The following is a 15786-nucleotide window of genomic DNA, read 5'->3' as shown; positions in this document are numbered from 1 at the left end:
TTTGCCATAATTAGCTTAAATTTTTACACTTCTTTTTTCTTTTTTCATCATACATCGCTATATCTGCTTTTTGTATAAGTTCATCAAACCCATCTGCTTCATCCGGATGGATTACTGATCCTATACTTGCTCCTACACTATATTTATTATTACCTAAAGTTAAAGGTTCTTCAATATATTTTTCAATTTTTGCAATAGTATCCATGATATCCTTTTTATCTTGAAAGTCAGTTAAAATTACTGTAAACTCATCTCCACCAAGTCTACAAACTATACCTTTTTTCTTTATTACATCCACTAACCTCTTTGCGACCTCTTTTAAAACTATATCACCCATTTGGTGACCTAAGTTATCATTTATCCACTTAAATCTGTCTAAATCAATGAACAAAATTGCAAATTTTGTTTCAGTATCTTTATACTCTTCTATAAGATCTTCAAGTTTTCTCATAAAAAAAGCTCTATTAGGTACTCCAGTAAGCCAATCATGGTTAGCTACCTTTTCTGATATATCTCTTGCTCTTCTAACCTCATGATAGTTATCAATAAGCCTGTCAAGCATCTTGTTTACCGAATCACCTATTTCCCTAACTTCATCTTCACATTCTAAATGTATTCTTTCTGATAAATCTCCTTCTGCTATTTTTGCAGCAACACCTTTAATAGATAGAATACTATCTAAAATAGATTTATAGAATCCTAAAAACAAGTAAATTATTGAAGCTAATATTGCTAAAACTGATAATGTTATAAGGTTTCTAGAAAAATCCAAATCTCTGATCTGACTTTCAGATTGCTTTAATAATATGTCAGCTTCAACCATAGATAACTTTTTAACTTCATCCATCTTCTCTGTGGCATAGAAAAAAAACTCATCAGGACCTATTGTTATATCCTTTTTATATGAAAATTCACTATTAAGAGTATATATCAAATCGTCAATTGCTTTAATTGATCCTTCATAGGATTGTGTAAGCTTTTTCTTATCATTAGAGTTATTAGATATAACTTTCATACTTTTTTCTGTTTCTTTTAATCTCTGTTTTATCTCCTTAGTTATATACTCCAAGTTTTCACTATCATAAGATGTAAGATTTTTTCTAGCAGCAGACCTAGCACCAATAGCCCTAGCCTGTCCCATTTGCTCGATGATATTAGGTAAAGTATTAATTAAGTCATTAGCTACATAATGATCTTCTATCTTTTTTTGAACTCTAAGAAGTGATATATCTGCTACATACTGACTCATATCATTTATATTAAATATAAGCTTTGAATGCTCATCAAAAGATTCCTCCCTTGTATATATACTTATGTTACTTTCAACTTCAAGCCACTGAGCATTAAGTGCTTTCCACTTATCCTTTACTTTTAAATCCTCATCATATTTTGTGTTTAGTATCTCAATTTGTTCTATATCTTTCTTTATATTATTTTCATCTTCATCAATATATTTGTTAAATGCTACATCACCACTAAGATAAACACTAAGCAGCCCTCTATGTCTTTGAATATCCCCTGTTAGTTTATCTAATGCAAAGTTATATTCCAAGCCTATTTTTTGTTTCTTAGCATAGTTTAATTCTTTACTTATCTGAAATATAAATATAAACATCATTATAGACATAGGTAAAAGCATTATTGCGAATATTAATTCAAATTTTCTAATATATCTTAAGTTCCTCATCAATGCAACTGAAGGTTTTAATAATTGCATCTTATTTATCCTCCGTATCCTTTTTTATATTATCGACCGGAATAGACAATAGTTTTATATGTAGCTAAAAATATAATTTACAAGCAAGAACTTATATCTCCGAACAGCTTTTCCTCATGTACCTTAGAAAAGAAATAATAGAAAAAAAATCGCTAAAGCAGTTCACTTTAGCGATTTTTTTATTCTTTTATCTATACTCCAGCTTCCTTAAACTTATGCTCCATAAACTCTGTAAGCTTATGGAACGGTCTCTTAAGAACTGCAAGGACTGCAAAAAATAAGGCAAAAGTAATTAGCGCATTTATGTTTTTGTAAACACTATCCCATACTGGTCCTGCAATAGCCTCTCTAAAACCATTTATTGCGTAGGTAAATGGCCATAAAGGCTGTAGTATTCCAAATATTTTCGGATTAGTTTGTATAGGATATATGCCTCCAGCTCCAGCTATTTGAAATACCATTATTACAACAGCTATAGCCTTGCCTACATTACCAAATATTGAAACTAGCGTAAATATTATAATAGTAAAAGTCACTGCTGAAAGTAAGGCAAAGATCAACATAAGCCTCAAATCTACTGGTTTTACTCCCAATATATACTTATCACCTAAAGTTACTATTACAGCTTGAATCATGGAAATCATTAAAAATAATAACATCTTACCAAAATGTCTTTGAAGTAGATTTAACTTTTCTCCATCTTCAAAATCATGAGCTTCTACTGTAAGTAAAGATGATAAAAGTAGTGCTCCTACCCATATAGCTAGTACTGTATAAAACGGTGTAAGACCAACACCAAATATACCTGAATCATATACATCAACCTCTTTAACATTTATTGGTGAAGATATGAAATCGGCTATTTCATCTGGATTCATCTTCATAAGCTTTACTATCTGGTCTATATTATCATCGGTTAGATCTTTCATCTTATCACTTAGATTATTTAACTCTACCTGCAAAGCCGCCAACTTGCCATTGAGTTCACTAGCCTCGCTAACTGATGCTTTACTACTTGCTATTCCAAAGTTGGCTAATGCATCTAACTGTGGAACAATAACCTTAGTAGTTTCTAAAATTGAATTAGCATTGTCTAAGCCTGTTGTAATACCGTCTGCCACACTATTGATAACAGCAATGCCATTGGAATAAAAACTATTTGAAACATTTATGATCTGATTAGTCAAATTATCGCTTGTTTGAGATATTTGATCTAATGATGAATTGATAGAATCCTTACTACCTCCGCTATCCTTAGCATTCTTCAAATCATTAAGAGCCTTTTGCTCCATATCTGCAGTACTTTTCAATGTATTGAAAGAATTTATATTTCCTCCTAAAGGGTTATTAGGCTTTAAATTGCTTATAGTTTGCAAATTTTTAGTATCCGCATCAATAATACTCTTTAAAGAATCCATTAAGTTTGACATCTCACTAACAATAGTATCAAAGTTTTCTGAACTTAATCCATTATTTATATCCTTAAGCTTCTGTAAAAGGCTTTGATTCTGCTGGTTTATATTCTGAAGCTTACCTATATCGGTATTTATTGATGATGCTATGGTGTTGATACTTTGCTTTGTAGATATAGTTAAGTCCTTACTGGCTTCTGTAACTTTTTGAAGACTATTTATCTGTTCTGTTATCTTAGGCAACTTTGTCTTTACATTATTTAAGTACTTCTGAATATCTTCAGAATTATTATTTGCTTCTGTTATGTATTTTCTTATATCACCTATATTACTATTTGCTTCAGCCATAGTATCTTTAAGCTGGACTATTTGTGATTTGTTCACTTTAAACTCTTCACCCACTGAATTTATAGTCTTTAAAGCTTCTTTATTTACAGTATCTACAAAGTTTTCCTTAATACTTTTAGCTACGCTCTCTTTGGCTGCATTAGTAATCTTAGCTGCTATAGCATTCAACTTTTGATTAACTCTGTATATTATATCTGGTTTTTTTGGTGCTACAGTAGTCAGACTAACCAACCCTTTTGAAAAATCCGAAGGGATCTCTATTAGGGCATAGTACTTTCCTTCGTTTAGCCCGTAATTTCCCTGCCATTGATCCACAAAAACCCATCCAATTGCTTTGTTATTCTTTAATTGAGCTACTATTTCATCACCTGCATTTATATTTTTCCCGTTAAAGTTTGTTCCTTCATCATTGTTAACTATAGCTACTGGAAGATTGCCTGTATTGGCATAAGGATCCCAGCAAGCTTTTATATTAATCCATGCGTAAAGAGAAGGTAAAATACATAGTCCTATTACTATAGCCAATGCTGCAGGATTTTTAACTATACTTTTTAAATCTCGTTTAAATACTTTAAAAACCTTCTTCATAACTCGCTCCTTAAGTTTTATTCTCCTATACCTGATTCTTCAAACCTTTCTTCAAATCGATGAATTGGATTATGCAAAGGCTCTTTAAAGAAGAAACCAATCAAGATAAATATTGCTGCTATTATAAGAAGCACAGTAAAATCTAAAACTACACTACTTATAAGCGGTCCAGCTATAGCTTCTCTAAAACCTCCTACGCTATAGGTAAAAGGGAAAAGAGGCTGAAGTATCCTAAAGATCATCGGATCCACTTGAATAGGGTAGGTTCCTCCGCTACCCGCCAATTGTATTATCATAAACACTATAGCTACTGCCTTTCCTATGTTTCCTAATATAGAAACTAAAGTATAAGTAATTATGGCAAATACAATAGATGACACTACCGAAAAGATAATCATCAAAGCTGTATTTACTGTGTATACATTAAGCAATAACTTGTCGCCCACCGATACTATGAAGCCTTGAATTGCTGCTAAAGTTATAAAAGTCAACATCTTACCAAAATGTTTTTCTCTCAAGGTAAGTTTTTCACTACCTTCAAAAGGTGCTACCTTAGTCTTTAATAGAGAAGTAAGCAGTAAGCATCCTACCCATAGAGCTAGAACAGTATAAATTGGGGCCATAGCTGAACCATAGTTTGGAATTGCATTTATAGCCTCATCCTTTAGATTTATAGGATCTGAAATAAAATCTCCCATAAACGTAGGATTACTTTGCAATATTGTTATTATTTGTACTAAATCATTGTTATTTATTAATTGCAGCTTTTCACTTAGCTTACCTATTACATCCTTAAATTGAAGTAATCTATAATCTAAGTCACCTGATACCTTATTAGCTAAGTTAGTTCCATCTATAGCTGTATTCATAAGTTTGTCAATCTGACTACCAAGATCTTGCGCTGATTTTATTAAATCAGTAGCATCATCTGTAGCAACTATTAGATTATTAGCTATGGTATTTAACGATGCTCTTGTACTGGTATTGTATAGCTTTGTAGTATTAGTTATTTGAACGTTTAGGTTAGAGATTCCATTATTTATTGAATCTATCATATCCTTATTAATTTTATTTGCAGCACTTAACTGACTTTTCAGATTATCTAATCTTTTACTTTCGTCATTCAGTGCATTTTGAATATTTTTTAATGATGTTATCATTTTTGTTATTTCACCATTTGGATTTGTTTCATTGAGCTTTTGTAAAAAATCTATAGTAGAATTTATTCCATTATTTAAATTAGTAATTTCCATGCTTATCTGGCCAACTGTAGAGTTCATCTGTGAGGTGGCAGTTGATGAAGCAGAAGTATTAAGCTCTGAAACTAAAGCCTGAATTCTATATACTGAGGCTTGCGAATTGTTTAAAGTAAGTCCAATATTGTCAAAGGAGTTATTCATTGCATTTTGAGTTGACTTAATCAATTGCTTATTATTATCATTACTTTGAATAACCACATTAAGTCCGCTGCTTATTGATGGCATTGTAGCTTTTATTTCTGTTAAGAACTTACTTAAGTCTCCAGATCTTGTATGTATATTTTTTAATCCATCAATTATAGAATCCATATTTTTATTCATTAGAATAATATTATCTTTTAGTTTAATTATGTCTTGTTTGTTCTTTTCAGCATTTTGTCCTACATCATTAAGCGAGGTAAAAATGGTTGAGTTTACTGTTTCTATAAAATTAGAGGTTATCTCCTCGGTTAGAGTATTCTTAGCTACTCCGGTTATCTTAGTGGCCACCGGATTTGCCTTTGTATCAACTTTATAGTTTATTTGAGGCTTCTTCGGATTGTCAGACAATACACTTACGAACCTTGAAGAAAAGTCTTCTGGAATTTCTACAGCTGCATAGTAGGTTCCATCTACTACACCTAAGTCTGCGTCCTTGGAGTTAACAAAAGTCCATCCAATTTTCTTATTATCTTTTAACTTTTCGACTACTTGTTCACCTATATTTATTTCTTTTCCTCTAAAAGATACATGTCTGTCGTTATTTACAACTGCAACTGGTATTGTGCTTGTATTTTCATAAGGATCCCAACATGCCTTTATGTTTACCCAAGCATACAGCGAAGGTATAACACACAACCCTCCAATTATCAATAGAGCAACAGGATTTTTTGCTATACTCTTCATATCTCGTTTAAATACTTTTAAAATATTCTTCATCTTACTCCTCCATCTATTATTGCACGTGCACTCTATAAATCAATAACAAAAATAGTTGTCCTATGCTAGCGTATGTATTATATACTAGATTCTTGTTTAATACAATTTACATCTTCTTAAAAATGACTAATTATTCTATCTTAAGAAGCTATGATTAAGTTTTAAAAAATCATACTTATTTTAAATTTTAATAACATTGTTTGACAGCATAAGTCTTATAAAATATAATATCTCATTGTAATTATATATTTTAAGATATATCAAAACATTTTATCCATATATGATTTACAAACATATACTTATATATACTTTCATTTTAAGGAGATTTATTATATGGACAAAAAAAGTAATTTCTTGCCCTATATTGCTGTATCAATTAGCTCTGTAATTTTCGGTTTAAGCTTTTTATTTTCAAAAATGGCACTAACTGTAGCCACGCCTTTTATGCTTGTTTCCTTCCGTTTCTTATTGGCCTTTTTAGTGATGACAATACTGATAATATTTAAAATAATAAAGGTTAACTATAAAAATAAACCTCTAGGTGGTTTAATAGTATTAGGTCTTGCTGAGCCAGTAATATATTTTATATTCGAAACATACGGAGTTAAAAATGCTTCTTCATCCGTTGCAGGACTTATGCTAGCTTTGATTCCCATAGCAGTAACCTTACTAGGAGCTTATTTTTTAAATGAAGTACCTTCCATAAAAAGAATACTATTTATAGTATTATCCGTAAGTGGTGTAGCTCTCATTGGAATAATGAGCAGCACTGGTGGACAAGGAACCTCTATTGGAGGAATAATACTACTTTTAGGTGCAGTCACTTCTGCCGGCTTCTACAGTATAATATCTAGAAAAGTATCTAAATACTATACTCCTGTTGAGATTACTTATTTTATGATGTTTTTCGCTGCTTTATGCTTTACGATAATGAACATAGTAGATGTTCTAATCAATGGAAATATCTACAATTACTTCGAGCCTTTAAAAAGCAGAACCTTTGTTATTTCTATATTATATTTAGGAATAATATCGTCCATAATTGCTTACTTCTTAACTAATTTTACATTATCTAAGATACAAGCATCAAAAACCTCAGTATTTTCTAATATATCTACTATTGTATCTATAGTTGCAGGTGTTTTAATCCTTAATGAGAGTTTTCACATATATCATTTTGTAGGCTCAATACTTATACTTACTGGAGTGTGGGGCACTAATAAATTCAAATAAAGCTTGGCTATTTAGAACCCATAACAATAATTGAAGGTGATACAGATAACTTATAAGTATATCTTGTATCACCTTTAATTATATTACTATAACCTTGTATTAAATTACTATTCTAAATGTATTATTATTTTACAGTAACTTCTTTCAAAAACTTAGTAGTAAATATTTTTAGCTTCTCTACATCCCTAGCTAAACCATTCATTATTTCCTTAGCATCACTATAAGCTAAATCATAATCTTCTCTATTAATTAAGTTATTCTCCAAGGCTTCCTCTAATTCGTCTTCATCAAGTAATATTATCTCAGAAGATGGTAATACAACCACATCTAAATACATATCATCATAATAGATTTTTCCCTCTTCATCAATTCCATTTTTCTTTGTTATATCAAAATACCACTGTACTATCTCATCTTTATCATCAATCATGGTTGTAATAGAATACCTCTTATCTAAAGGCAATATCTGTAGCCATTTATAGCCATCATCCACTAAATGTACTTTCTTTCCTTGCATGTTAACTTCTAAACAGCTATTAACCTTTTCACAAAGTATGTAATATACATACCCCTTAAATTCTTGATTTTCAATATATACGGTTTTAGATGTACTTTTGTCAACTCTACTCCAAGAGCTTCTATCAATAAACTTTCTCTTCATAAAAAACCTCCTAAGTCTTTCATCGTTCTACCAAGGGTACCAAAAGTGAGTAAAAAGATTCTTTTTAAATATTAGTCCAACTACCAGAAGAAGGATAAATAACGTAATAAAAATTATATCTAAAGCCTTTAAATTTTCTCTGTTATACCATGTCCTTTTTTTACTAATACCAAAGCCTCTAAGCTCCATGGCATTAGAAACCACTTCAATCCTGTTTAGAGAGGATATTATAAGTGGGAAAAGTATAATAGTATAGTTTTTTAATATTTTATAAAATGGAGCATCCTCCTTTTTAAAAGCAATACCTCTAGCTTGCTGTGCATTAACTATATTCTTAACCTCATCCTTCACATCAGGAATATATCTTAAAGCTATATTTACTGCATAGGCCACCTTATAAGAAATCCCTATTCTATTTAGGCTACTAGCAAACTTACTAGGATGGGTAGTAAATATAAATATAATGGTTAAAGGTATTATAGCTAAATACTTAAGTGATAAGGTTAGGGCATAAAATAAAGTTTCATAAGTTAACTTATATCCATGAAAATTAAGTAAGGTTGTATACCTTCCAACTAAAGTAGATCCATAAGCCGGAGTTACTATAAATAGTAGCAAAGAATTAAATATCGTAAAAATAAATATAAATACTATTAGTGGAGCTATGCTCTTAAACGGAAGTTTTGCAATTAGTATAAAGCCAAACCCTATGATTAACATAGTTAAAAACACACGGGCATCCATAAAGAAGAATATAAATATAGTCCAAATAATCATCATTAATAACTTAACACTTCCATCAAGTTTATGGAATATTGAATCTTTCTCAATATATAATGAACCACTTCTATTCATAAGTGCAATCCTCCTTTATCTTATCAATAAAATAAGAAGTAAATTTATCTCTTTCCTTTACCCCTAATACCTCTGCCATTTTGTATAAAGAAGGTTCTTTTAAACTAGCTCTCTTTATTATTTCCTTATTATTCATTATTGAAAATATAGAGCCGCAGCCAATAAGCTTTCCTTCTGATAGTACAATAACTCTATCAGCATATTCCAAGGTCAGATTTAAATCATGAGTTATCATAATAATTGTAACTCCTGTAGCTTTAATATGCTCAATAAATCCCATAAATTCTTTATAATTTCTATAATCTTGTCCTGCTGTAGGTTCATCTAAAATTAGTATATCAGGTTTTGTAACTAGTATAGCAGCTATAGTAACCCTCTTCTTTTGGCCATAACTCAAGGCCCCTACTGGCCATTTTCTATATTTGTACAATCCGCAGACTTTTAGAGTTTCTTCAACTCTTGATTTAATGAACACTTCTTCAAAGCCCTTATTTCTTAAACCTAGAGCAACCTCATCAAAAATCATGTTTTGAGTTATCATTTGGTTTGGGTTCTGCATTACATATCCTATTATTTCCGAACGCTTTTTTATAGACCATTTATCTATTGATTTACCTAAATACTTTATGGTTCCGCTGCTCTGCCGCTCTATCCCTGTAAGTATTTTCATCAATGTAGACTTTCCAGCACCATTGTTTCCTAATATAGCTAGCATCTCACCTTTTTCTATAGAAAAACTGATATTACTTAGTATATCTTCCTTCTCTTTAAAATACTTAAAGCTTAGTTTTTCAACGTCTAATAACTTGCAACTAGCTTTCTCTCTTATATGTACATCTTTGTTATTAAATTCATCAAGTATAGCTTCTTTATACTTGATACAGTTGTTTATATTAACTATATTGTCATCTTTACTAATACTTAAATTACATTTTTTTATTGCCTCTATATATAACGGTTCTCTTATTCCATATGCAGAAAGCAGATTAAGGCTTAGAATTTCATCCGGAGTACCATCATATTTTATTTCTCCATCACTTATCAGAATGACTCTATCAAAATTATGTTCTAGCACCTCTTCAACCCTATGCTCAATTACAATTATAGTACTATTAGTTTTTTCATTTATTTCAACTATCTTTTCCATAGCTTTTTTGCTACTAAAAGGATCTAAGTTGGCAAGTGGCTCATCAAACAAAAGTGTGTTGCAGTTGGAAGTCAAAATTCCAGCCATTGATACCTTCTGTTTTTGTCCTCCACTCAAATTTTGTGGGCTTTCCTCTATGTAATCAAGCATACCAACTGCTTCTAGAGCCTTCTCTACTCCATCTTTCATGATATCCTTAGATACATTATGGTTTTCATAAAAAAAAGCTACATCCTCACCTACACTGATACCTACAAACTGACCATCTTGATCCTGAAGAATTGTTCCTACATGCTTACTTACCTCATGTAAGCTGCTCTTATGTGGTTCTAAATCATCTATTTTGATAATCCCTTTTATTTCTCCCTTATACATAAAAGGAATTAGCCCATTTATACAATGAGCTAAAGTTGATTTTCCACTACCACTTGGACCAGCTATTAGAACTTTTTCACCTGCGTTGATCTTAAGATTTATATTTTTCAAGGTATAATCTTTTACACTACTATACTTAAAGCTAAATTCTTTGAATTCTATAGCTGACACCAATACTTCCCCCTATTCACTTACCTCTAAATTATTATTGCTTTTTCTTAGTTTAGCAATTGCTATTATCACTGGATTTGCAATAACAAAAAGTATAGCTAGATTAGTAGCACCAGCTAATATTATTTGAAGCCATACCTTTCCAGCTGATTCTGAGTATAAAAACACATCTCCAAAGTAAGCAACTACACTTCCTGCCACTATTCCAATCAGAGAATATACATAAAGCTGTATATAGTTTCTTTTAGAAATCAGACCAGCTAAAGGATTAAACTTCTTATCAAAAGTTACGAAACCTCCAAATAATCCTATAGCCGCAGACATAAACACCCAGCTCCACCAAACAGAACCGTATGCTAAGGCATCATTCAATGCATGTCCTATAAACCCTACTAAGAATCCTACTAGTGGTCCAAAAATAGCTCCGAAAATAGGAAGAATTGCTACTGCAAGTCTAAAAGATGTATTTGGCCCAATAGGTATTGATATAAAAGATAAAGCTGCATAAAGTGCTGCACCGATACCAATAGCTACTACCCCCTTAGTTGAAAGACTTACCTTATTTCCTTTTCTCTTTGCATAGTAAACCACTGCAGCGATTAGAAGCAACAATATTACTATAGATATAATACCTTGAACTGTAGCAATTGATGTAAAAAAACCTTTTATTCCATCCATTAAAAAGCCCCCTTTTATTTTTAGGCTCTGTTAAAGTACTGTGTAGAAATTAAACATAGCCTATTTTGAATCATAAAATAAAAGCTATTTTTCTAAATAAGAAAAATAGCTTAAATAAACATACCACTACTTGTCTTATCTTTCAGAAGTTAAATTAAACTTTCTGCAGGAATTAACACCGCTGCAATAATAATGCCGGTTGTTGGGCTTCATAGGGCCAGTCCCTCCACCACTCTCGATAAGTGAATATTATTATATTTTTTATAATCAATGTACGTACTTTAGATTATATTTTTATTATATTCGTTAGTTAATTATATGTCAATATATGTTTTTTATGCAATCTTTGTCCATAAGAAGACTCTCTAAGGTCATCTTTTGTACCATCTGACTTTTTAGCTAACCTTCTCAGTTTCTATAGACATAGCTTCGTCTAGAGTGCTGCAGAAGTTCTCCTCACCGATTATATCTACAAAGCCATATTTCTTAAGCATTTTCATCGGCTGCTCTTGAGCATCTAATATCATTAGTCTTGTATTATTATTGACGCACATCTCATTTAGCATCTCAAAGGAGTTGTAAGCTGTAGAATCCATATAAGGAACCTTAGTCATCTTTACGATTAGGATTTTAGGCGGTTGTCCCATCTCTCTTATAGCACTTACAAACTTGCTTGCTGCACCAAAGAAAAATGGTCCAGTTATTTCATAAATAGCAACATTTTCTGATATGCTCTTATATTCATTTAAGCTGTTATCTTCTAAATCTTTTATGTCATCTAGTACATATTTAACTTCAGTGACTTCAGCCATCTTTTTCATAAATAATAAAGATGCCAGTACTACTCCAACTCCTATAGCCACTACTAAGTCTAATACAATTGTAAGTATGAAGGTAACAATAAATACTAGAGAATCACTTTTTGGTGCTTTGAATACCTTTTTAAACACTGTCCATTCTCCCATATTATAAGAGACCATAACAAGAATCGCTGCCAATGAGGACATTGGAATAAGCTTAACATAAGGCATACAAATTAGAAGTATGATTAATAATCCAATAGAGTGAACTATTCCTGCAACGGGTGTTCTTCCTCCATTTTTAACGTTAGCAGCGGTTCTTGCTATAGCACCAGTTACTGGTATACCCCCAAAAGCTGCTGAAAATATATTGGCTGTTCCTTGAGCGATAAGTTCCATGTTCGAACGATGTCTTCCACCTATCATTCCATCAGCAACCACTGCTGAGAGTAATGATTCTACACCACCTAATATAGCTATGGTCAATGAAGGCATTAAAAGTTCATTTATCATTTGCATATTTATTTTAGGTAAAGTAAAACTAGGTAAGGCTGATGAGATGTGACCAAACTGTTTTCCTATAGTATTGATAGGAAGTTTGAATACAGAAGTAATTATAGTAACAATTATTATAGCAACAAAGGTACCAGGTATCTTTTTATTTATCTTAGGCCATGCTATTATGATAGCAAGCGTAAGCAAAGCTATAATAGTTGCTGAAAAACTTATAGTTCCTATATTTGAGATATACGCTTCCCACTTACCTATAAATTCTGAAGGTACAGACTTGATATTAAGACCAAGCAAATCCTTTATTTGTGTTGAAAATATTACAACCGCTATACCACTTGTAAATCCAGTGGTAATTGAGGAAGGAATGAATTTAATAAAACTTCCAAGCTTTAAAAAACCGATTATGATTAGAAAAACTCCAGCCATCATTGTAGATACTATAAGTCCATCTAATCCATACTTTTGTATAATTCCGTATACAATAACAACAAAAGCTCCAGTAGGACCGCCTATCTGCACCCTGCTTCCCCCAAGCAAAGATACTATAAAACCACCGAAAATAGCTGTATACAATCCCTTTTCTGGTGATACTCCTGAAGCAATGGCTAGAGCTATAGACAATGGTAATGCTATTATAGCTACTATTATCCCTGAAACTATATCCCTTAGAAATTGTTCCTTTGTGTACCCTTTTAAACAAGTTACCAACTTTGGAACTAGCATTTTTATCCCCCACTTTTTTAAAATAATTTATTAAACCGTAGAAATTATAACACAAAAATCCAAATTTACAGAAACTGTTCCAATTTTTTAAATTATTTATTTATTGAATAGGTTCTTACACAATGCTTGCCTTTAAGGGCAATAAGTTTCAGTTTCACAGCTCTTAGAATCATTAAGTTCTTCTATTTCTTTATGTTTTATTCTAGCCCCAATTTCTTCTATACCCTTTTTATTGAGTATATACCTGCCTTTTTCAAGTTTTTCAAACCAGTTATAATAGTTTTTATAAATGATCGAATAAGCTTTTTTGTGATCAAATCCTATTTTAGCAAGATCTGCTGCAGAAGTTGATCCATTATCCATCATATACTCTGCAATTTTTATAGCTTGCTCTCTATATGCTGTCATTAGTTTTTTTCCTCTACTCCCACCCACATTATCTTCTAAACTTCTACTTTTAAACTCTTTCACTAAAGCATTTCTCTTCTTCTTGCCAGCACTTACACTCTTTTTAATATCAAAGGCCGTTGGTTCTAAAGCAACCTTTATATTATGCTCATTATCTTTTTTTGATACTAGAATTAAACCTAGCTGTAGTCTTCTAAGAAGGTGTAAGGTATCCTTCCACTTCTTACTATAGAAATTAATTTTAGGTTTTGGTATAGCTATATAAACAATGTCAGCAAATCTTTGCCTATTAGCAGCTTGTATTAATAGCTCTATAGTAAGTCCTTTCTTTAGTTCCACCACTGTAACTTTATTTTCCTTCATAGCAAACACATCACAATGTCCTACCTCTGCTTTTACTTCATATCCTATACTAACAAAATACTCCTTAACAGGAATATATAGTTCTTCCTCAAGCAAAAAGTCTTTCTTCATAATTCCTAAGTCTCCACTTAATTTATATTTATATGTAACAATTAGCTTCCTTAATTCTATGAATATTACGAAAACTTAATAGTTGTAGTTGAAAAACTATATAGAACTTGTCAATCAACTATTAGTTTCTATATATCAACTCTTTTATAGTGATTATATCACAAAATAAAAAACACCTTCTTCAGTGATATTTTTGCACATCTAGATTTTTCATAATAATATCTACAAACTAATGTTAAACTTTCATAACTTTTAGTTAATATATTTTTACATATATTGTAATGCAATACTTAATTTCATATCATAATTCTTATAAATATATATTAGAGCAATCATAGCTTTGATATTTCTACTTATAACTCTACTATAGAGTTTCTAACTGAACTATTACTTTATATATTTTACTTTGAAATAGTATACCTATATAAAACTAATCTAAAAGGAGTACTCTAGATGAATACATCATCAAATAAATGGATAAATAACCTCTTTTTTATACTTCCTAATATAGCTTTACTGATTATTTCCTTTATTACATTTTATCTATACTTAATCTTAATAGATTCAGAAAGCTACTCTAATTTTAACAATACCATAAGGACAAATGGTACAAGTTATACCATATCTATACATATACAAAATAAAAACATGCTAAATAACCTCATAAAAGTTATAGGGGCTACAAACCTTGATAGTGACTTAATTATTAGTGATTTATCAGTAAAAACTCCTCTATCAGCCATAAATATTATTACTACAAATCTTAAAGATAAATATTATTATAAAACTCAACTGCTAAGGGGAACCTACTTTTCTATTAGAGATAATAAATCCATGCTACTCTCTAATACAGTGTCTAAAGAGGACTTACCTAACTTTATTAGAGACTACAAATTAATCGGTATTTTAGGCTCAGTAGATACGGACAAGTCTCCATATCCTACAGTAATTATCCCTATTAATTCCTTTCCAGATGAATTAATAGATGAATTATTAGTTAATAAAAGTATAAATATCTATATATCTAATCCTACTTCCAAAATAAATTCAGATATATTTACTCTAAAAAATGTTCTTACAAAGGCTTCTATAAATTGTACGATTAAAAATATGTCTCTTAATCGTTATACTAAATTTCTTCCTAATACATTTACTGATATAGAAACATATTTTCTGATTCTACTCTCAATAATACCAATACTATTACTTTCCAGTTTTAAAGTGCGTAATAATAACATTATATTTAACACTACTTTAAATAAACCATCACATATAACAAGTCTAATAATCTTAAAAGATAATTTTATTACAAGTATTATTAGTCTAATTATTTCTACATTTTTTATATATTTATTAGCACCGTTGATACACAAAATCCTATTAACCTACTATACAATGCCATTAACTAAAGAAATGCTAGAAATCAATACGATATTTTTAATTGTTGCAGCATTTTTTATATCCACAGTTCAATATCTAAAATTACTTTTTTTAAGGAAGTGACTT

At 30.8% G+C, this 15786-nt stretch carries 11 protein-coding genes and 1 riboswitch; of the genes, 2 read left to right on the top strand and 9 right to left on the bottom strand.

What is annotated here, in order from left to right; all coding sequences use genetic code 11:
* Nucleotides 1-10: 10 nt before the first annotated feature.
* From GXK57_RS15515 to GXK57_RS15505, 3 genes are all read right to left on the bottom strand, one after another.
* Nucleotides 11-1717, bottom strand: a complete 1707-nt coding sequence (locus GXK57_RS15515) for a diguanylate cyclase (protein WP_160678131.1) — start codon at nucleotides 1715-1717, stop codon at nucleotides 11-13.
* A gap of 191 nt (nucleotides 1718-1908) precedes the next feature.
* Nucleotides 1909-4065: a YhgE/Pip domain-containing protein gene (locus GXK57_RS15510; protein ID WP_160678129.1), complete on the bottom strand. Its 2157-nt coding sequence runs from the start codon at nucleotides 4063-4065 to the stop codon at nucleotides 1909-1911.
* Nucleotides 4066-4082: 17 nt separating this feature from the next.
* The gene (locus tag GXK57_RS15505; RefSeq protein ID WP_160678127.1) at nucleotides 4083-6242 is read right to left on the bottom strand and encodes a YhgE/Pip domain-containing protein; all 2160 of its coding nucleotides are present in this window, start codon (nucleotides 6240-6242) and stop codon (nucleotides 4083-4085) included.
* 333 nt (nucleotides 6243-6575) lie between these two features.
* Between GXK57_RS15505 and GXK57_RS15500 the strand changes: the two genes are divergently transcribed.
* Entirely contained in the window at nucleotides 6576-7475 is a 900-nt protein-coding gene (locus GXK57_RS15500; protein WP_160678125.1) for a DMT family transporter, read from the top strand.
* A 124-nt stretch (nucleotides 7476-7599) separates the two neighbouring features.
* Here GXK57_RS15500 and GXK57_RS15495 read toward each other — a convergent pair whose 3' ends face one another.
* The 6 genes from GXK57_RS15495 to GXK57_RS15470 form a co-directional block, all read right to left on the bottom strand.
* Nucleotides 7600-8136, bottom strand: a complete 537-nt coding sequence (locus GXK57_RS15495; protein WP_160678123.1) for a DUF402 domain-containing protein — start codon at nucleotides 8134-8136, stop codon at nucleotides 7600-7602.
* A 27-nt stretch (nucleotides 8137-8163) separates the two neighbouring features.
* Complete coding sequence (locus GXK57_RS15490; protein ID WP_160678121.1) at nucleotides 8164-8991, bottom strand: energy-coupling factor transporter transmembrane component T; 828 nt, start codon at nucleotides 8989-8991, stop codon at nucleotides 8164-8166.
* Nucleotides 8984-10684: a DUF3744 domain-containing protein gene (locus GXK57_RS15485; protein ID WP_243156449.1), complete on the bottom strand. Its 1701-nt coding sequence runs from the start codon at nucleotides 10682-10684 to the stop codon at nucleotides 8984-8986. The genes GXK57_RS15490 and GXK57_RS15485 overlap by 8 nt, the downstream gene beginning before the upstream one ends.
* A 12-nt stretch (nucleotides 10685-10696) precedes the next feature.
* Complete coding sequence (locus GXK57_RS15480) at nucleotides 10697-11362, bottom strand: ECF-type riboflavin transporter substrate-binding protein (RefSeq protein WP_160678117.1); 666 nt, start codon at nucleotides 11360-11362, stop codon at nucleotides 10697-10699.
* A gap of 132 nt (nucleotides 11363-11494) precedes the next feature.
* Nucleotides 11495-11607, bottom strand: a riboswitch (SAM riboswitch).
* A 150-nt stretch (nucleotides 11608-11757) separates the two neighbouring features.
* Nucleotides 11758-13398 (bottom strand): SulP family inorganic anion transporter, encoded by a 1641-nt coding sequence (locus GXK57_RS15475; protein WP_160678115.1) that lies wholly within the window; start codon nucleotides 13396-13398, stop codon nucleotides 11758-11760.
* A gap of 132 nt (nucleotides 13399-13530) precedes the next feature.
* The gene (locus tag GXK57_RS15470; protein WP_160678113.1) at nucleotides 13531-14280 is read right to left on the bottom strand and encodes a DUF2161 family putative PD-(D/E)XK-type phosphodiesterase; all 750 of its coding nucleotides are present in this window, start codon (nucleotides 14278-14280) and stop codon (nucleotides 13531-13533) included.
* 453 nt (nucleotides 14281-14733) lie between these two features.
* On the opposite strand from GXK57_RS15470, the gene GXK57_RS15465 reads away from it, so the two are divergent.
* Entirely contained in the window at nucleotides 14734-15783 is a 1050-nt protein-coding gene (locus GXK57_RS15465; RefSeq protein ID WP_160678111.1) for a hypothetical protein, read from the top strand.
* The last annotated feature ends 3 nt before the right edge of the window (nucleotides 15784-15786 follow it).

This window comes from Clostridium sp. C8-1-8 (assembly GCF_009928445.1).
GTDB lineage: Bacteria > Bacillota > Clostridia > Clostridiales > Clostridiaceae > Clostridium_AR.
Note: the sequence above shows the minus strand (reverse complement) of the source record. Positions and strands in the feature narration are given on the sequence as shown.